The following is an 18,770-nucleotide window of genomic DNA, read 5'->3' as shown; positions in this document are numbered from 1 at the left end:
TTCGGGATTAAAGTGCCCCGACCACGAGGCCGTTTCTTGCAGTTTTTAACGCCAGGCCCCACCAGGCGAGTTCGCTCAATAATCTTTCGGCCGCCGAATTATATCGGTATTCCTCGGTAGGTCTTCCGTTATGAAATCTGGCCTTTGCCCAATGGAAACTGACGGAATCCCTTATCGTAGTCATCCTCAATTCCGCGAATACGAGCCTAAGCTGCTCCACCGACCGAAGTCCGCCAGAACTCCCTCCATACGAAACGAATCCGACCGGTTTTCCGTTCCATTCTTCCCTAAGACAGTCGATTGCCAACTTTAAATACGCGGGGTATCCGTGGTTGTATTCCGGGGTGACTACGACGAAAGCGTCCGCTTGATCCACCTTCCTACTCAAAGCAAAAAGATCGGAATTTACGCTTCGAGACATATCCCAGGGAAGGGAAAAATCCCTTAGATCGATATGATCCACTTCGAATCTATCGTCGCGATCCGCTTGTTCTACAAACCAACGGGAAACGGTTTCACCGAATCTTCCTTCCCGCGTACTACCCAGTATCACTCCTAATCTCAACTTCGGATTTATAGGCTCGGACTCCAATCTCATGCCTCTCCCTCTCCTATCGTATTGACAATATTCTACAAGTTGAAGTGAACTTTAAGTAAAGCCCCAGTATCAGTTTTTTTCGCATGTTTGCGAAAAAAATTGCGTAAATCGTTTCTCAGAAATATCTTATAATTTAAGCTAAAGTAAGCTTTAGATTTAAGTATAAGGCATAAATCCTATGGACAAGGACGAATTTCTAAGTATCAGCCAGGTTGCGAAACGTAGCGGAGTCGCATCCTCCGCCTTAAGATTCTACGAAGAAAGAGGTTTGATTTCGTCTCAGAGGGCCGGCTCCGGTCATAGACAATACAGAAGACATGTACTCAGACGGATCGCATTCATTGTATTCGCCCAAAAAGTAGGCCTCACTCTGGACGAAATCTCCGCCGAAATCGCGAAACTTCCCGAGGACCATACTCCTAACGGACAGGACTGGTCCAAACTCTCCAAGACTTGGAAATCCAGAATCGAAGAAAGAATAGAGGAGTTACAAAGATTGCATAACGGTCTCTCCGTATGCATCGGTTGCGGATGTCTTTCTCTTACCACATGCAAATTGGCCAATCCCCAGGACAAACTGGGAAGATATGGAAGCGGACCTCTGCGTTGGATGGCTAAAAGAAAAAGTTAAACAAGCGAGCCCTACTCTCCTCATTTAGTTTGTCTTCGAAACCTTAAAATTAGAGTGGATGCGTAAGCCCTGCGTTTTTAATTTGAGCGCCTATGAACTATTTACGGGAAGCCGTTCCGTTAAAGAACGGAAAAGCGGAGTGCATCAAGATACAAACCAACGATCAAAATTCCTTAACCAGGGAAAACATGATCGAATTGGAGAAAATCCTAGACGAGCTGGAAAAGGACGATAGCGTCCGTGTCGTTCTTTTAAGTTCCGACAATCCTAAATTCTTTTCCAACGGAATCGATGCGGAAAACATATTAAGTACCCCTAGAGAAAGACTCACCGAAGAGATGGGGCAAATCGTAATCCTATTCGGAAGACTTCTGCGCTTCTCCAAGCCTCTTGTGGCCGAAGTCACTGGATACGCCATGGGAGGCGGAGCCGTTATCACCCTCGCCTGCGATTTCAAATTCATGCTGGAAGGCAAGGGAAGAATCGCATTCACCGAGATCCTCGTAGGACTCCCTCTTCCGATCAGTTTTATAGATAAGTTAAAAATCGTGGTGAATCCCAGAAATCTAACTGAAATCTGCCTACTCGGAACCATGTACAAGGCCTCCGAAGCGAAAGAGATCGCGCTCATAGACGAAGTGGCGGAAAATCGAGAAGACTTGCGTAAGATCGTTTTAAAAAAGTTAGAGGAATTGGCCGCTATCGCACCTAGTGCCTATTCAAGAACGAAATTAGCGATCCATAAGGATATATTAGAAAAGTTCGATTCTCAATTGCAATTCACCAAGGATAGCTTCGAGGATCCTAGAGTGGTAGCGAATCTACTGGAAGCTATGACCGCCTTAAAAGAAAAACGAAGACCGAAATTAATATAATTCTTATATATCGAATCGATACGGTTCGAGCAAAAAGAATCGGCTCGATTCGAAAAATTTCGGATGCGTATACCTCGGCTCCTCTAACTTTGTTAAGAATACACCGAGATGACTGCCGGCAACTCCGACTATTGCCGTGTTTGCTGTAGCCGGAAATCCGGAGGCCCCAGCGCTCTGGAATATATAAGCCTTTCCGTTCATAGTTACATTATCCGGATAAGTATGAGCTCCCACAATCAGATCTACAAATCCGTCTCCATTAATATCGGAAGCGGAAACAGCCGTTCCAAAGTATTGATTGATTGCCTCACCTAGGACAGTGTTCGTAGGCGTCGAAGATATTACGGTTCCAGTACTCTTGTACAAGGAAACTCGACCTTGGCCGGAATTATAAGTGGGGGCACCGGAAACCATATCGTCGTATCCGTCCCCATCCACATCTCCCACGGCTATGGCAGCTCCAAAGCCGCTGAATACGCTCGCATGTATGATCGTAGTTGCCGAAGCGGCGGCATTCACGGTGATCCCAGTCGCTCCCGGGCTATTGAAAACGTACACTGCTCCGAAAAAGCCCGTATATTGAGGAGACGCGACAATCAAGTCATAACGTCCATCTCCGTTCACATCTCCCGTCTGGATCCGAATCCCGAAATCGCTCGGCCCCATTTCTCCTATAATCGAAGTGTTTGCGGCGGTGTAAGAAGTTGCCGTAACTCCAGTTGTTCCACTACTATGAAAAACCCAAACTCCTCCGAAATTTCCCGAATATCCGTTTGCTCCGGCGATAAGATCGTCATATCCGTCTCCGTTAATATCGCCTAGTCCGATCCCGGCGCTAAAATTACTTCCGGACGGGCCGGCTACACTGGTACCTGCCGTAGAGGAAATTCCGGTACTACCGGCACTATAATAAACAAATGCCAGGCCTGCGTATCCGCCCACATGATAAGCGCTTGTGGCCAGGTCGTCGTATCCGTCTCCATTCACATCGCCTATCGCGACCGTATATCCGAATTCGTTCGAACCCGGGTAGATCAGAATTAGATTGGCGGATGCGGCGGAACTTACTGTAAAACCCGTAGAACTTCCGTGAAATATGTAAGTTCTTCCTTGCTGTGCATTATAATCGGAAGCCCCGATAGCCAGGTCTCCGTATCCGTCCCCATTCACATCTCCCATGGCAGCCGCATATCCCATGGCTTGCTCCCCGAGAATAACCTGGTTTGCTCCGGTCGTATCCGTGGCCGAAATTCCCGAAGGACCGCCCCAGAATACGAACGCCGCTCCCGCCCCGGAAGATGCTCCGGAAGCCAGAATCACCACATCCGCATAGCCGTCTCCATTCAGATCCCGATTCTTTCCCTTTCTCAGATTCAAACTGATGACTGTAGAATAGTTCCCGCTAGAGTCCAGACTACGAATATCGACAGTATGCGAGGTCCCGAGCTTCCAAGTGGAGGAACCGCTAGGTAAGGCAAAACTCCAACTAGCCGTACCTGTGGCGGCGGAATAGGTCCCACCGTCGATGCTAATTTCCACAGAGCTCAATGCGGTATCGTCCGTTGCCGTTCCGTAAAGGAAACCGGTCTGGACGGAAGGCTTTCCCGTAATGGGAAGATTGAGTATGGCAACCGTTGGTGGTGTTGTATCTCCGGGAGGAGGAGTAACGACCGCGTCCACGCAACTGTTTCCCGCGAGTAAACAGGCCATCCGAGCCTCCAGCAACGCCTCGAAAGCCAGACTCATCGACTGGAAAGAACATGCCTCCAGAAAACATAAAACCGGTAAGAATAGGCCGAATGAAATTCGGCGTTTCCAGTCGAAAATTTTCGCAATTAACAATAATCGCATCTAAGAATTATCTACATTCAAAGAGACTCCGTTTTACAACTCGTTTCACATTTACAGAACGGGATTCTAAGATTTTTAGGATGCGGTATCCCGCATTCAAGGGATGTATTTTCGGGACGGAGCCGGCCTAAATTCGGCTAATCCGGAAGGAAGGAGATCGGAAATTCTCCTCGGCTGGAAAAACGGAAAGAAAAATTTTCGGTTTAAAAAAGCCTATAGCGTTATGCGCCTTTTCCATTTTTCCGTCCCAACTTTCAGACCGAAGTCGGGGCCCTCTGTTCATTCCCCAAATTGTATCACATGTTCCCGTTAGACGATATCTTTCGGTCTTCGAATTTTTTTCATGCAAAGTGAGAAGAAGCGATTGTAGTTTATTTATGAAACCGCCCGGGCCTCGTGTTTTTCGATCGGTTCGATTCCAAATTCTCCACAAAGAAGAAAAAGCATGCAAGAAAGATCACTAGGTACGATATTCGATAGTACGCCGGAAATCTACCCGAGAATCCTGATACAAATGTTCTTACCGATTGCTCTATTTTTTTCCTGCAATTCCGCCAAGGCAATCAGCCTGGATCTTTCCAAACCGGCTGGTTTGGAGACACTACTCTTACAGGAAATGGGCGGCGGATCTTCCTCTGGGGGCGGTTTTCCCACGAGCCCGAGTGTCGATTGCAGAACCAACGGTCCTTGCTATATTTTCGAAACAGGGGGAGAAGTTTCTCTCAGTCATAGCGGAGCTTTCGGAGGAATCTCCGGGGCGGATTCATTTTGTTCTACGGCAGCCGGCCTTTACCTTCCCAGCGGTGCAGGAGATTCGAGCGAATATAAGGCTCTTATTATGGACGAATCGGGAACACGGGATTTGAATCACGACTGGGTCATCCACCCGAATACGAATTATATCAATCCTTCTACCGGACTCATTATCTCCGCTTCGAATTCGAGCGGGATACTATCCCTTCCGGAAGCGAATCTATTTCCAGCTTCAGGAAGCCAAGTATATACAGGAATCAACGCAAGCGGTTCCACTTGGATTCCTAAAACGAACGCCACATGCAATAACTGGACCGTAGGAACGAATACTAAACTAGGTGAAATAGGAGAAACCGGAAGTCCGAATTACGTGGACTCAAGTGCGACTTTGACCTGCGACACTGCCCGAGGAATTTATTGCGTTCGTTTTTGAGAAGGCACGTTCGACGACACCGAATAAAGTTTCAATCTCCTTCGGATAGAATCCAGTTCTTGCCGTTTTTTTTCTTCGGACCATCCCAATTCGGAGGCGGCGAGAACGGCCGCAGATTCCAGAACGGAATCCTCTGGACAACCCAGAGTTCCTAGTCCGGTCCTTCGTAAGAAAATATCTTCCAAGTTTTTCGCCATCTCGTAGCGCAATGCGTAGAATACTTGTGCGAGAATTTCTCCGTCCTCGTCCAGAACTCTTGCGAGATCTCCGGAAGATCTGGCGGCATCCAAAATCGTTTCCGATTCGGTCCCGTAATGCCTTACTAGATAATCGACCGTATTTTCGGAGAAATCGGAGTTTTTTCTCTTGGATTCGGAAAGATAGGATTCTATATCAGAAATTTCGCATCCTTCTAGATGCTTTCGCGAGGAGATTTTAGGACCGGGCTTTTTTTGAATCTTCTTACGTATAAGAGAGAATATCTTCTCCGCAAAGTCCCGACTCGTGGTGTATTTTCCCCCACCTGCGGTAATAAGCCCTTGGATTCCCGCCTTACCGTGATCCTGCAATTCGGATTTTCTGGAGGCAGAATAAGTGCCTCCCTTTCCCGAAGTTTCGGCGAGAGGCCTGAGTCCACCGTAAGCGAATTGAACGTCATCGATTCCTAGTTTTTGAGGAAGCAGTCCGGAAGAATTGATCGCATCCAAAAATTCCAGAATGCTTTCGCGGGATAATTTCCAATCTTCCACGGAACCGTAATACGCTTTTTCCGTAGGACCGATCATATTATGATTTCTCCAAGGAGCAAAACTGAAATGTCCTTTTTTTCCCACTTGGAGAGTCATTACGTCGAAATACTTTTTTGTGATGAGATAGATCCCTTCCGATCTTTCTTTGGGCAAAGGAGTCTCCGTCCTCTTATCTCGATTCAAAAGGTCCTGGATCCAGGGCCCGGAAGCGTTGACGACCACGTCCGACCTCAATTCCATCCGATTTCCGTTCAGAGTATCCGTAGCGGCGACACCGACCACTCGATTGCCTTTCCAGAGAAATTCATCCACCTTGGTATAATTGGACAATTTGGCTCCGAAACGAACGGCGGATTTTAGAAAATGAAGAGTCAATCTCTCCGGGCTCAGCATGATGCAATCGTAGAAATAGATCGCCTTTTCCATATTGCCCAGATTCTTATTTCGAATCTCATCCTTACTTAAGAGTTTATGAGAAGGAATCCTTTTGGATTTATCCCAGGTCCGATTTCTATCGAAAGAGAGAAGATCGTAAACGAAGAGTCCTATTCTTTCCAGAAGTCCCGGATTCGAAAGGACCATCGGAAACGGATATACTAGATTCGGAGCTATATTGGAAAGAATCCTTCTCTCCTTGAGCGCCTCTCTTACCAAAGAAAGATCGAATCGCTTTAAATATCGCAAACCCCCGTGGATCAGTTTGCCAGTTGCGGACGAAGTGGCTCCTCCGAAATCGCCTTTTTCTAGCAATGCTACGGAATACCCCCTACTCGCCGCTTCGTACGCGGCTGCGGCTCCGGTAATTCCCCCGCCTACGATCACAACATCGAATCGATTCTGACGGTCCGCTTCTTCCACGAACCTATGCATTACGATCGGTCGCATCAATAGCGATCCGAAAGGGAGATCAGCTCTCGAATTTCTTTTTGCAGCGACTGCCTTTCGCTATCTATATTCCAAAGTCCTAATCTAAGAAGAAGTATCGGAAGTCTCCAGGATTTTACCTCTTCCGGGGTGATCGAAGAAACCGAATAATAATGCTTCAAATATCCTTTTAGAAGAAATTTTCGAACCAAATTATAGAATACGATTTTGAGCCAAGGAGTCCCCGGCCACAATTCCGCATCCTGGAACAGGAACTGAGTGGAAGCTACGTCCGCAGCCGGATGTCCCTTCAGAGCGGTCATCCAATCGATCACCACGAAGGAATCCTCGGCGACTATAATATTCTCAGGATGAAAATCCATATGGAGTAAGGAATTGCCGTCGGGTAAATCCAGGATTATTTTCCGCGCCTTATCTTTTTCCTCTCTGTTTAAATAAGAAAGAGGTTCCAGATCCAACATCTCGGCGGCGATCGTCTTCACGTCTTTTAGCTTCTCCGCCTTTTTATTATGCAAACCCAAATGCAGATCGGCAAGTATCCTGGAAAGACTAAAGAAAGCGGCGGGCTTTTTATCCGGAAGCTTGGTTAAGGAAATGCCTTCTATCTTATCAAAGACGATCCCTACCCTTTCTCCATACCGGATTTTTTCGTAGCATTTCATGGAAGTAGCTCCGGAAGAAAACGCTACTTTGGAATTTTCGTATTCCGTTTCGATCTCCCGATCGGGAACATGACCGAAGTAAAGTTTCATGATTCGATTATTTTCGAAATCCAGAATTTCCGCAGAACGCCCTATTGCGAGGGTGCGAGCCGAAATCGCAAAGTCTATATTTTCCTGACCCATTCTAATCCTTTTACACTATTCCATTTCGGATAATAATGTCTCTATAAGATTCGGAAACTATTTTTAGGAAATGTTTTTGAGAATTATGGAATTTCACATCGGTTCGGTCCCGGCTCCAGACTTTCAGCCATTGTCTATATATCCAAGGTTCTAGACCGAGGCCTAAGCGACGGATTTGACAATTATCAAACCTTAGGCGAAGAGAAGAATATTCCAGGAGCGGAATATAATAAGAATAAGATAGATCTTGATCCGACTCAAACCAGAGTCCGAATCCTCTCTTCGATTCCCTTTTTCTCGGTATTGGTTTTTGCTAACGAATGCGCCTTTAAGAAATTCTCCCTGGCTCTTTCTTTGTCGCTATGAGTATAAAGTTCGCCTAGGAGTAGAAAATAGAAATGATTGGATTCCAATTTCAATTTCTCCGCTTCGGGCAGCGCGAACTCCCAACCTTTGAGTTTATACAATGCGAAGACCCGATTCAATGCCACGCTCGGAGAATAATTCAGCACAAGTAGACGATCGTAAAGATCCAAAATCTCCCCCCATTTTTCCGGACTGTCTTCCTTTTGGCAATGCCAGAAGGCGATCCTAGCCTCTATATGGTAGGAACTGATTTCCGTTCCCGAGGCGGATAATGCCAAGAATTTCTTTCCTTGGTCGATCAATTCCCGGTCCCATAGCTCCTCGTTTTGATTCTCGTATAGAATAAAGGACTCACCTTCCGTTTGCCTGGCAGGAAATCGGGACGCGTGAAAACACATAAGTGCAAGAAGAGCGTTCGTTTTGGGAAGGTTCGTTCTTTCGTATTCCGTAAGACTCACACCCAATCGTACGGCTTCGAAGCATAATTCTTGTCTAAGAATCTTATCTTGGGTTTTGGAGTAGTATCCTTCCGTAAAGAGAAGGTATACGATATGCAGAACGTTGACCAAGCGCTTTTCTATCTCCTCTTCTTCCGGAAGTTCCATCCTTATGTTTTCCGATCTTAATTTTTCCTTAGCACGGAATAGTCTCTTATTGATGGTTTCCTTATTCGTGAGAAAGGCCTCCGAAATTTCTTCGATTCCGAAACCGCAGAGTATTCGGAGAGCGAGTCCTATCTGCGCCTCGCTCGCTATCAGAGGATTGCAGACTGCGAAAAGCATCTGCAATTGGCTATCCTTGATATTCTTCTTGGAAAAATCCAAATCCGGTAGTTCTTCCTTCTGCTCCCGTTCCGATACGAGCTCCGGAGCGATCTTTCGGCTGAAGATTTTGTTTCTCTTAAAATAATGGAGGGTCTTTCTCTTAGCGACTACATACAACCAAGCGGTGGGATTTTCCGGTATTCCTTTTTGGCCCCAGGTCTCCGCAGCCTGCAAGAACGTGTCGCTTACGATATCCTCCGCGATCTCCAAGTGCTGCAATCCGAAGAGTTTAGCGATCACCGCGACCATTTTGGAAAATTCCGATTGGAATAAATGCTTTAGAGAATCCTGATCTTCCATAAAAAGAGAATAGGCCCGCCCGGGTGGAAAGCGGGCCGGAGATTTTTACCCGTATATCGGTCGGATTTCCACGCTACCGTCCGCATCCACCGCAGGACAACCGTGAGCGAGAGTGGTCGCTTCTTCCAGGCTTTCCGCGTTCACGATAATGAAGCTCCCGAGTCTTTCCCTGATTTCCACGAAGGGGCCGTCCGTGATAACTCCTCCCGCCTTGAGTACCTTTCCTTCTTGGCCGAGTCTAGGACCGTTACTCGCTAATTTTCCCTGGGCGGCGATTCCTCCCACCCAATCCTTCCATTTCTTGGCAAGAGCCTCCATGTCTTTGGGATCCGCCTTGCTATAATCGTAACTGGGTTGTCTGAATAATAACATGAATTCCTTCATTCTTCTTTCTCCTTTCTAAATAGAATATTCAATTTTTAAATATTATAATAATATAACTCGATTTCACTTCTTCTTTCCTGTTTTTTTCCTACATCCATCCGGTCTTCCATTGGCGGCAAGAAACTAAAAGCAACAGAAGAATGACAAGCGGTGTTAGAATCGAACCAATCCCTTCTCCCACAAATGCATGGGAAGCCGAGGCTCCGATCAGATTGAATGTGTATCCCGCATACGCCCATTCCTTCAAAGTAGCGAATCGATTCTGTAAAATCGCAATCCCTCCTAAAACCTTCGCCACCCCTAAAATCTTAGCCAGATAGATCGGGTATCCTAAACGGGCGATTCCTTCCAAATTGGCGCTCGCTCCCGTAAGCAAAAGAATTCCGGCAAGAATCATGGTACTCGTAATGAGCAGTGTCAGGGTCCAATAAATCCATCGAGCGGTCCGGATCCATTTCTCTTTCTTTTCCAATTCCGATCCGGTGATTTCTCCGGCGGTGGTTTGTAGTACCTTCTTCATTTTTGTTCTCCTTGGAATCGAGATCCTCGGTTCCGATCCAATAAGGATCGAGAGGAGCGAAATTGGACAATGGACCCGGATTTTTTTGTGAGGAGTTCCTTCTATTTTGCGAATTTTCCCGAAGATTGGGACCTATAGCGTGTCTAGGAAAGGATTTTGTAGTACCTTCTACAGATTTTCTCCCCGAGATGCGCCAGGGATAGGAGCGAGATACTGCGATGCACCGTTTATGGTGCTTCGCAGATCCAAGCGGATAGCCCGGTCCTCGAGCCCTGAGCCTGCCGAAGGGTCGAAGGAGGCGCCCTTTTTTTCCTCAAAATCGCAATTTTTCCAAACTTAGGTATTTACCTAAGTTTTAATCCATGATATAGTTAGGTAAATGCCTAACCAAGGAGTGAGTTTAGATAATCTTTTCCACGCTCTCGGCGACCCAACCCGGCGTTCCATCCTGGAACGTCTGAGCCTAGGTCCCGCGACAGTGGGAGAATTGGCCGAGCCATTTTCCATGGCTCTACCTTCTTTCATGCAACATTTGGGCGTATTGGAAGAATCTTCTCTCGTGAGTTCCGTTAAATCGGGACGGGTCCGGACCTATTCCCTTACCCATTCTACTCTGGATCTCGGAGAAGAATGGTTCGTGAAACAAAGAACGGTCTGGGAAAGAAGACTGGGACAACTAGACTCTTATCTCTTGGATTTAAAGGAGAAGGAAAATGACGACACCTAAATATTATAATGTGGATCCTAAGACGGATTTAGTCTTGGAGAGAATTGTGGACGTTCCGAGAGAATTGGTTTGGAAGGCCTGGACCACTCCAGCACATATCCTGAAATGGTTTACTCCCGCTCCTTGGACCACAATCGATTGCGAGTTAGACCTTCGTGCAGGCGGAATCTTTCGCACCACAATGAAATCTCCGGAAGGCCAGGAATTCCCGAACATGGGATCTTATCTGGAAGTAGTGGAAAACGAAAGATTGGTATTCACGGACATTTTCGAACCGGGTTTCAAACCGGCTCAGAACGGGGGTTTTTTCACCGCAATTCTCACACTGGAGAAGCACGGCAACGGAACCAAATATCATGTTCTCGCCCGACACAAACACGAAGAAGACAGAAAAAAACACGAGGATATGGGTTTTATGGACGGCTGGAACGCCGCCTTGGACCAGCTAGTGGCCTTAGCGAAAACTTTTTAGTCTTCTTGTTATTCTTTGCCTGGACCGAAATTCGTTTTTCGGCTCCTGCGCAAGGAGTGAAGAATGCGAATCAAGGGCTCGACGGAGAATTTTCCTAAACCATAAAATTTTCTTAATTTAAAATATAATTTTTTATTTAACCGATCATTCTGATGAAAAAATCCGTAAGAGCGTCCGGTAATTGGTTCGGGTTGGGTAGAATCCGGAAAGAATCCTTTCCGAGCATCGCGGGTAGATAATCCTTGGCCTGTCTATCCACAGCCAGGGCATATACTCCCACATCCTCTTTTTCACACTCCTTTATCGCTCGCTTTACGTCCTCTATTCCGTATCTTCCCTCGTATCGATCGTAATCGTTGGGTTTTCCGTCCGTCAAAAGTAGGATCCATCGCCTAGAGCTACTCTCTTTTCGGATCTCCGAGAATGCGTGCCGGATTGCGGGGCCGATCCTTGTGTAACCCTTCGCTTCCATGAGTCCGATCCTTTCCCTGGATTTTTCCCAGGACTCTTCGAAGTTTTTTATATTCAAATAATCGCAATGGTTTCTAGTATTTGAATAGAAGGAATCGATCCGGAATCTATCTCCGAATTCGGAGCAAATCTGTCCGAAAAGCAGCAGGGATTTTTTTTCCACATCCAAGACCCTATGGTTGTCCACATAAGAATCCGTGGAGAGGCTCATATCCGCTAAGATCAGAACGGAGACCTCCCTTAGTCTTTTTCTCTGGGAAACGTACAGATTCTCGGATGGAGTCTGGCCGGAATACAAATCCGAATAATACTGCAAACTCGCGTCCAAATCCAGGTCCTCTCCGTAGGCCTGCCTTTTTATCTGCATCTTTCTATGAAAGAATCGATTCATCCGGGAGCGAAGAGAGTTCAACGTGGAAAAATTTTCCCGAAAGATTTCCTCGGAATACCCGATTTCGGCGTCCGGTATTCTCTTAGGGAACACCTTGCAGTATTCCTTTCGATACTTTCTTTTTTTGTAATCCCATTCGTCGTAGGAAATCGCTTTTTCCTCTCCCTTGAAATCCCCCACTTCCAAGGAAAACGCGCCGGAGAATAAATCCGTCCTGTAAACGGAATGAGTCGGTTCGTTCGAACGTACTGTCTTTCTGAGATCCAGTTCGTTAAGCGCTTCTTCCTGTTCGGACAATTGGTCCGATCCGTCGAAATCCCTCCAATTTCCCTCGAACTCCTCGGCGGTTTCCACCTTTTCGAATTGGTGCATTAGAGTGTAATCTTCCTGGGCCTTTTTATCCGCCTCTATGCTTTCTACTCTCTCTCTGGGCTTCGCTTCCAATTCCGTTTCTATTTTGGCGTCTTCCGGTTTTTCTGTTTGGATTCTTTCCGGAGTTTGGGATTCGTTTTTCGGAGTAGAATGGGGAGCGGACATCCAAATGCCGTGCAAAAAGGAGAATTCCTCCTCCGAAGTGACCGTCTTACTTTCTTTTTCACGAAATTCCTTCTCCGTCTTTTCCACGGATTCCAGAAGCCATTTAGATTCGGGATAACGATCTTCCAAGGATCGCATAACTTCGGGATGGTACTCGTAAGATTTTCGTAAGGACTCCGCCCTACTCCGATTTTCCCCTTCCCTCCAATTCAACCCGAGCCTTCTTTGCTCGCTCAGATACAGAATTCTGAAAATATAATATTCTAAATTAGAATCGGAATCCCTCCCCTTGGAATAGGATGCGGGCAAAAAATAGATCGATCCCTGGAAGCCTCCCTCTCTTTCCGCGGGGAAGATTTCTATATTTTCGCCGGTCAATGATTTGGCCAAAACGGAAAGTCTGGATCGGATCTCGGATAGCCGAACCGCTTTGGATTCCGAATCGGAATCTTTAGGATCGGAAAAAAGATCCCGGGAGATCCTATAAATCCGTTTGAATAGGAATTCGTCCCAACCCATGGGTCAAATCAACAAGGAGACCAAATCCTTCAGGGAACGTATCGTATCCGGATCGTCGGATAAAGGCTGCACGATTGCGACCTCGCAGGACATCCTAGGCGGCAGCCCAGTGGAAATCAATTTCGCGGCGTCCACCAAGAGACGAGTGGAGCAGGATTCCAAAAGTCCGAGCTCGGTAAGATTACGGATCTTCCCTGCAAGTTTCACGAGTTTCGAAGATACGGAGGAAGAAACTCCCGTTTCCTTTTCCAGAATTTCCTCTTCTCTCTTTGGATCCGGATAATCGAATTGTAAGGATATGAATCTTTGTCTGGTGGAAGGCTTTAATTCTTTCCAACCCTTTTGGTATCCCGGATTATAAGAGGCGACTAGCATGAAAGAATCGGGGGCCTTTAGATTTTCGTTCCTGCGGTCCAGATACATCTCTCTTCTATGGTCCGTCAAAGGATGAATGGAAACGATCGTATCCGGCCTCGCTTCCGCAATCTCGTCTATATATAGAATTCCTCCGGCACGAACACAACGAGTCAATGGACCGTCTTGCCAAACCGTTTCCGCTCCTTGGATGAGAAATCTTCCTAAAAGATCGACTGCGGAAGTTTCCTCGTGACAGGATACGGAAACCAAGGGAAGCCCGAGTCTCGCCGCCATGAATTCCACAAAGCGAGTCTTACCGCAACCCGTGGGACCTTTCAGAAGGATCGGAAGTTTGTTTTTATAGGCGTGTTCGAATATTTGTATTTCGTTGCCGGTCTCTTTATAATAAGGAAGACCTCTCTCCTTTTCGGAGAGAAGTCCTTCGCCTTTCTCGGAAGAATTAGGACCGGCCAGCAAGAGAAATATCTCCGGAAGCCTGCTCCGCACCGATAGCCTCATCGTTAGGCGTTCCGAAGCGGATAAAATTCCAGATGAAAGCGATAATTCCGGCAGTGAATACCGAAGCGGCGAGCACTAGTCCCAGAAAATGCACTTGGATTTCTTTTTGGACTACCAAGAAGTCCAATCCGAATTTTCTCTCCAAATACACCTGAGCGATTCCGGCTACCGCAAAGGCTCCGGTCATTCCGAGCATTCCTATATTGGAAGCCCAAAAGGCAAAGAGTCCCAGAGGATTATTCCAAAGCTTTCTACCCGTGATCAGAGGCATGGAATAAGTGATAATCGCAAGAACGATCATCGCATAGGCTCCCCAAAATGCCAGGTGCCCGTGCATCGCCGTGATCAAGGTTCCGTGGGTATACAAGTTCACTTGAGGAAGAGTATGCGCAAATCCCAAGAATCCCGCACCCACAAAGGACATCACTGCGCTTCCGATCGTCCAGAATAAGGAGATCGTATTCGGGTGATTTCGTCCGCTCTTTCTATACATACTGATCGCGAACATCGCCATCGCAAGGAATGCCAAAGGCTCCAACATGGAGAAGAATCCTCCGACCCATTTCCAATATTCGGGAACCCCGATATAGTAGTAATGGTGTCCCGTTCCCAGGATTCCGGATAAGAAGGTCAATCCCACGATCACATACAGCCATTTTTCAATAACTTCCCGGTCCACTCCCGTCAATTTGATCAATAAGAAGGAAAGAATACCTCCCATGATCAGTTCCCAAACTCCTTCCACCCAAAGGTGAACTACCCACCAGCGGAAATAGGAATCCACGGTTTGGCTATTGAATTGGATCATTCCCGGCAAATATAATAATGCCGCGGAGAATAGCCCGAAGTATAGAACGAGAGACGTGGTGGTATAACGTCTTCCTTTCCAAACGGTCATTCCTATATTAAAGAGGAATAATAATACGTTTACGACGACCAGATAGTCCAGAGGTCTCGGAATCTCCAAAAACTTTCTTCCTTCCCAGAAATTGAGATGGAAGCCTAAAATGGAGATAACCCCTACTACAAGAAGGGAGATTAACTGCAGATAAGCCAGTTTTTCGGAATAGATTTCCCGATCGGATTCGTCCGGGATGATATAATGAGCGGCTCCCATAAATCCTGTCAAAAGCCATACCACGAGTAAGTTCGTGTGAGTCGCTCTAGCGGCGTTAAAAGGAATCCAATCGTGCAAGCCGTCGAATCCCATCCTGGCGAATCCCATCAAAAAACCGTAAACTATCTGCAGGGATAAAAGCAGCATACAGGATGCAAAAAACCAATAGGCGATCTTTTGAGATTTATATTTCATATTTAGACCATTTTATTCCTTTGGAATGTCATTTTAGTTGTGAGAGATAAGAAGACAAATCGGTGATTTCCTTATCGCTAAGAGGAAGCTTCGGCATCGCCGTCCCGGGCTTGATTTTTTGGGGATCTCTGAGCCAATTCTCCAAATACGCGACGTCGTATTTTTTACCGACTGAATCCAGAGCAGGCCCCACATTGCCCCCCGCTCCCCCTACCGAATGGCAGGCTACGCAGATCTGTTTGAATTTTTCCGGCTGGGCGATCGCAGCGTTAGCCGCACTCACCAATTGCGTAGAAGATTGAAATTCGGCCTTAGGAGGGAAACCTTTCAGATCCAGCTCTCCGTTCCATTTTAAGAAAGCGATCACATCCGAGATCTCGGCTTCCGAAAAATTGTATTTCACCATTTTTCGTTCTCCGGGATACATCGCTTGAGGATCTCTCAAGAAAACCCGGATCCATTCGGCTCCTCTCCTTTCGTATACCTTGGTCAACTCGGGTGCGTAATACGCCCCTTCTCCCAAAATCGTGTGGCAGCCCATACAATTGTTCTTTTCCCAGATCTCTTTTCCTCGAATCACTTCCTCGCTTAAAGTAGAGGCGGAAGGAGCAGAGTATACGTATTTCAGAGAATCGTAAGTAAGAGCCAGAAATACAGCGGAGAATAGAAACGTACCTAATAAGAAAAACAATTTTGCCTGAAACTTAGTAAGCATTGCTTCTCCCTAATTATTAAAATTTGCTAAGAACGTGCGAAATTCCGATGAAAGAATCGGGGGAAAGTCTGCCATTTCTCCAGTAAAAATTCCTTGATCTGTATCAAGAATTGTGTAAAAATTCCGGAAATCTTCTACAATGGCATTCGCCGGATATAAAAACAATTGTTATGAACTTGATGATGACGGAAAAAAAAAGGGACTATTGGGCGGAAATCCGAAAAGAATTCTCTAACGAACTTCTTTCTTTAGGAATTCCCAAAAAAATCGCAAAGAACGAAATCGTTTTCTTGGAAACGGATCCTTATGAAGGATTTTTCGAGGTAGTTACAGGAATCTTTAAAGTATACTCTTTATCTCCAGAGGGAAAAGAAGCGATCCTTAAGGTATTTTATCCGGGAGAGCTAATCGCTTCTTATCCCGTATTCCAACCTACGGAATCCAGTTCTTATCCGGCATTCTGTGAATCCTTGAAAGAAGGAGAATTGCTGTTTTATCCTAAAAAGGAATTCCTGAACTTTTTAAACGGAAACACCAAGGCCATGTTCCTATTTTCCTCGGCCAATATCCAACATTTGGTTTATTTTCGCAAAAAAATGATGGATAATCTATATCTTTCCGTAAAGGACAGGATCTTCAGTTTTCTACAGGAATGCGGAGCGGTAGAAAAACATATCAATCTCCCGATCACGAAAAACCAATTGGCTTCCCTCCTAGGAACCACGCCCGAATCCGTTAGCCGCGCTTTTCGTTCCCTTTTGGAAGAAGGATCGATCGAAGAAAAGAATTCTTGCTATAAGATTCTGCATGAAATCAAAAACCCGGTAGAATACGAAGGAAGTCGCTCTTACTGATTCTTATGACCGCATTAAAAAGGAATCCGATCCTGTTTTCCGATTGACCTTTATATAGTGCATACGCACGATATAAATTACGGTCATGAAAAGCGGGCTTACCTCCTCCGAACTCAAAAAAATCGGGTTATCCTGCTTAAACGTAAGTTTAAGAAGGACGACCCGTCTTGTAACTTCCTATTACGACTCCGTCTTGAAGCCTTCGGGTCTACGAATCACCCAATTTACCATTCTTGTAAGTATAGCCCACGAAGAAGAATGTAGCATCACGGATCTGTCGAGACTCACGGACATAGATAGAACCACCCTGCAGAGAAGTTTGGAAATTCTGAAACGAGACGGTCTCATTCGAATTGAAAAAAAGGAATCCGGAAACGTGAGAAACCTATTCTTAACCAAAAAGGGAGAAGCGAAGTTGGAAGAAGCGGTTCTTCTTTGGGAGGAAGCTCAAAATTCTCTGACGAAATCCTTAGGCAAGCCCAAATTTCTGGAGACTTTGAGAGTACTCTCTGAAGTCCGAAAAATTCCAGTTTTAGAGCATGGCGGCGATGTCTAACAGACTAAAGAGCTTTTTTGAATCATAATAGTGTATATACAACATAAGGATTATAGCATGGTAAGTATTTTAGAAGGCACAAGGACCCCTTTCGGAAAGTTCGGCGGAGGATTGAAAGAATATAGCTCTTCGGATTTGGGGGTCATCACCGCTCGGGAAGTCCTACGCAAGACAGGAATCGATCCCCAAGAAATAGAGGAAGCGATTTACGGAAACGTAATCCAAGACGATAAGGATTCCGCGTATCTCGCAAGGCATATTGCGCTACGCTCGGGATTATCCATCGAGTCCAGCGCATTAACTTTGAACCGTCTCTGCGGTTCCGGGTTGGAAAGTATTCTTACGGGAGCTCGCAAGATTTCTTCTGGAGAAAACGAACTCATTCTCGCCGGCGGGACGGAGTCCATGAGCAACGCCCCCTTCGTTCTGAAAGGAGCAAGATGGGGAAATAAATACGGGGACGCGATCGCAGAAGATAGACTCTCGCAGAGCCTCACGGATTGTTTAGTGGACCTTACCATGGGAATGACAGCGGAAAATATCTCCCGGCATTTCGGAATTTCCCGATCCGAACAGGACGATTGGGCGGGGATCTCTCAGATCAGAGCGGAGAATGCGACAAACTCAGGACTCTTGTCGGAGGAAATCATTCCGGTCCAAACGGGGGGAAAGAAATCCTTTCTTCTCTCCAAGGACGAACAAATACGTGGAGAAGAATGTCTTCCCCAGCTTGCTAAATTGCCCGCTGCATTCCTGAAAGAAGGAACCGTAACCGCAGGAAACGCATCCGGTATCAATGACGGAGCCGCATCCGTTCTACTCTCTTCCTCCGACTGGGCGAAGAAGCGCGGAATCCGACCTCTCGCAAGTATATTAGGGTATGCGAATGTAGGTTGCGATCCCAAAATGATGGGATTAGGTCCGGTCTTCGCGATTCCGAAAGCCCTGAAGAACGCCGGATTAACTCTCCAGGACGTAGATCTTTTTGAAATCAACGAAGCATACGCATCTCAGACATTAGCCGTAATCAAGGAATTAAAGCTGAATCCGGACAAGACGAATGTGAACGGCGGAGCAATCGCGATCGGACATCCCTTGGGTGCGAGCGGGACAAGAGTCGCACTCACTCTCTCTTACGAATTGAGGCGGCGAAATCTACGTTATGGTGTCGCTTCCCTTTGCATAGGAGGAGGCCAAGGAATCGCGATCGTCCTGGAAAATCCGGAATACAAATAAGGACTCGGAGCGAGGCGAAAATTATTTCGATCCTTTATTCGTTTCTTTGGGATCTAAATTAGGGAAGATTTTTAGATTGAAAATGCGATC

19 protein-coding genes are annotated in these 18,770 nt (G+C 46.3%); 8 read left to right on the top strand and 11 right to left on the bottom strand.

The genetic code is table 11. The annotated features are described in order from the left end of the window. Positions 1 to 7: 7 nt before the first annotated feature. Positions 8 to 598: an NADPH-dependent FMN reductase gene (locus LEP1GSC061_RS06360; protein WP_016544843.1), complete on the bottom strand. Its 591-nt coding sequence runs from the start codon at positions 596 to 598 to the stop codon at positions 8 to 10. Between the two features lie 178 nt (positions 599 to 776). Here LEP1GSC061_RS06360 and soxR point away from each other — a divergent pair, with 178 nt between their 5' ends. Continuing rightward, positions 777 to 1,229 carry a redox-sensitive transcriptional activator SoxR gene (soxR, locus tag LEP1GSC061_RS06355; protein ID WP_016544591.1) on the top strand — a complete coding sequence of 151 codons (453 nt, stop codon included), beginning with the start codon at positions 777 to 779 and terminating at the stop codon, positions 1,227 to 1,229. Positions 1,230 to 1,321: 92 nt separating this feature from the next. Then, the gene (locus tag LEP1GSC061_RS06350) at positions 1,322 to 2,104 is read left to right on the top strand and encodes an enoyl-CoA hydratase/isomerase family protein (RefSeq protein ID WP_016544272.1); all 783 of its coding nucleotides are present in this window, start codon (positions 1,322 to 1,324) and stop codon (positions 2,102 to 2,104) included. A 3-nt stretch (positions 2,105 to 2,107) separates the two neighbouring features. Here LEP1GSC061_RS06350 and LEP1GSC061_RS06345 read toward each other — a convergent pair whose 3' ends face one another. Further along, complete coding sequence (locus tag LEP1GSC061_RS06345; protein ID WP_232218374.1) at positions 2,108 to 3,850, bottom strand: FG-GAP and VCBS repeat-containing protein; 1,743 nt, start codon at positions 3,848 to 3,850, stop codon at positions 2,108 to 2,110. 550 nt (positions 3,851 to 4,400) lie between these two features. Here LEP1GSC061_RS06345 and LEP1GSC061_RS06335 point away from each other — a divergent pair. Next, entirely contained in the window at positions 4,401 to 5,141 is a 741-nt protein-coding gene (locus tag LEP1GSC061_RS06335) for a DUF1554 domain-containing protein (protein WP_084680471.1), read from the top strand. Here the strand turns inward: LEP1GSC061_RS06335 and LEP1GSC061_RS06330 are convergent. The 5 genes from LEP1GSC061_RS06330 to LEP1GSC061_RS06310 all read right to left on the bottom strand — a co-directional run bounded on the left by LEP1GSC061_RS06330 (position 5,123) and on the right by LEP1GSC061_RS06310 (position 10,014). After that, positions 5,123 to 6,775: a glycerol-3-phosphate dehydrogenase/oxidase gene (locus LEP1GSC061_RS06330; RefSeq protein ID WP_016545035.1), complete on the bottom strand. Its 1,653-nt coding sequence runs from the start codon at positions 6,773 to 6,775 to the stop codon at positions 5,123 to 5,125. The genes LEP1GSC061_RS06335 and LEP1GSC061_RS06330 overlap by 19 nt on opposite strands. Then, positions 6,775 to 7,620, bottom strand: a complete 846-nt coding sequence (locus LEP1GSC061_RS06325; protein ID WP_016544475.1) for a phosphotransferase family protein — start codon at positions 7,618 to 7,620, stop codon at positions 6,775 to 6,777. Before LEP1GSC061_RS06325 ends, LEP1GSC061_RS06330 begins: the two co-directional genes overlap by 1 nt. 257 nt (positions 7,621 to 7,877) lie before the next feature. Further along, entirely contained in the window at positions 7,878 to 9,110 is a 1,233-nt protein-coding gene (locus LEP1GSC061_RS06320) for an RNA polymerase sigma factor (protein ID WP_016544714.1), read from the bottom strand. A 45-nt stretch (positions 9,111 to 9,155) separates the two neighbouring features. Continuing rightward, positions 9,156 to 9,494 carry a YciI family protein gene (locus LEP1GSC061_RS06315; protein WP_016544869.1) on the bottom strand — a complete coding sequence of 113 codons (339 nt, stop codon included), beginning with the start codon at positions 9,492 to 9,494 and terminating at the stop codon, positions 9,156 to 9,158. 88 nt (positions 9,495 to 9,582) lie between these two features. Continuing rightward, positions 9,583 to 10,014, bottom strand: coding sequence for a DoxX family protein (locus LEP1GSC061_RS06310; protein WP_016544662.1), 432 nt, complete (start codon positions 10,012 to 10,014; stop codon positions 9,583 to 9,585). A 379-nt stretch (positions 10,015 to 10,393) separates the two neighbouring features. On the opposite strand from LEP1GSC061_RS06310, the gene LEP1GSC061_RS06305 reads away from it, so the two are divergent. Beyond that, on the top strand, positions 10,394 to 10,741 hold the full coding sequence (locus LEP1GSC061_RS06305; RefSeq protein WP_016544892.1) for an ArsR/SmtB family transcription factor: 348 nt from the start codon (positions 10,394 to 10,396) through the stop codon (positions 10,739 to 10,741). Further along, positions 10,728 to 11,213, top strand: coding sequence for an SRPBCC family protein (locus tag LEP1GSC061_RS06300; protein WP_016544472.1), 486 nt, complete (start codon positions 10,728 to 10,730; stop codon positions 11,211 to 11,213). Before LEP1GSC061_RS06305 ends, LEP1GSC061_RS06300 begins: the two co-directional genes overlap by 14 nt. A gap of 136 nt (positions 11,214 to 11,349) precedes the next feature. Here the strand turns inward: LEP1GSC061_RS06300 and LEP1GSC061_RS06295 are convergent, their stop codons facing one another. From LEP1GSC061_RS06295 to LEP1GSC061_RS06280, 4 genes are read right to left on the bottom strand one after another with little or no spacing between them, the layout of a single operon-like run. Continuing rightward, positions 11,350 to 13,131, bottom strand: a complete 1,782-nt coding sequence (locus LEP1GSC061_RS06295) for a nitric oxide reductase activation protein NorD (RefSeq protein ID WP_016544351.1) — start codon at positions 13,129 to 13,131, stop codon at positions 11,350 to 11,352. 3 nt (positions 13,132 to 13,134) lie between these two features. Further along, positions 13,135 to 13,965 (bottom strand): CbbQ/NirQ/NorQ/GpvN family protein, encoded by an 831-nt coding sequence (locus LEP1GSC061_RS06290; RefSeq protein WP_016544686.1) that lies wholly within the window; start codon positions 13,963 to 13,965, stop codon positions 13,135 to 13,137. Then, positions 13,949 to 15,319 (bottom strand): cbb3-type cytochrome c oxidase subunit I, encoded by a 1,371-nt coding sequence (locus LEP1GSC061_RS06285; protein ID WP_016544606.1) that lies wholly within the window; start codon positions 15,317 to 15,319, stop codon positions 13,949 to 13,951. The genes LEP1GSC061_RS06290 and LEP1GSC061_RS06285 overlap by 17 nt, the downstream gene beginning before the upstream one ends. A 28-nt stretch (positions 15,320 to 15,347) precedes the next feature. Beyond that, entirely contained in the window at positions 15,348 to 16,034 is a 687-nt protein-coding gene (locus tag LEP1GSC061_RS06280; protein WP_016544907.1) for a c-type cytochrome, read from the bottom strand. A 170-nt stretch (positions 16,035 to 16,204) separates the two neighbouring features. Here LEP1GSC061_RS06280 and LEP1GSC061_RS06275 point away from each other — a divergent pair, with 170 nt between their 5' ends. The 3 genes from LEP1GSC061_RS06275 (at position 16,205) to LEP1GSC061_RS06265 (ending at position 18,680) form a co-directional block, all read left to right on the top strand. Further along, positions 16,205 to 16,888, top strand: coding sequence for a Crp/Fnr family transcriptional regulator (locus LEP1GSC061_RS06275; protein WP_016544879.1), 684 nt, complete (start codon positions 16,205 to 16,207; stop codon positions 16,886 to 16,888). 85 nt (positions 16,889 to 16,973) lie between these two features. After that, on the top strand, positions 16,974 to 17,444 hold the full coding sequence (locus LEP1GSC061_RS06270) for a MarR family winged helix-turn-helix transcriptional regulator (RefSeq protein WP_016544948.1): 471 nt from the start codon (positions 16,974 to 16,976) through the stop codon (positions 17,442 to 17,444). A 57-nt stretch (positions 17,445 to 17,501) separates the two neighbouring features. Beyond that, complete coding sequence (locus tag LEP1GSC061_RS06265; protein ID WP_016545098.1) at positions 17,502 to 18,680, top strand: thiolase family protein; 1,179 nt, start codon at positions 17,502 to 17,504, stop codon at positions 18,678 to 18,680. The last annotated feature ends 90 nt before the right edge of the window (positions 18,681 to 18,770 follow it).

It is taken from the genome of Leptospira wolffii serovar Khorat str. Khorat-H2, assembly GCF_000306115.2.
Lineage (GTDB): Bacteria > Spirochaetota > Leptospiria > Leptospirales > Leptospiraceae > Leptospira_B > Leptospira_B wolffii.
Note: the sequence above shows the minus strand (reverse complement) of the source record. Positions and strands in the feature narration are given on the sequence as shown.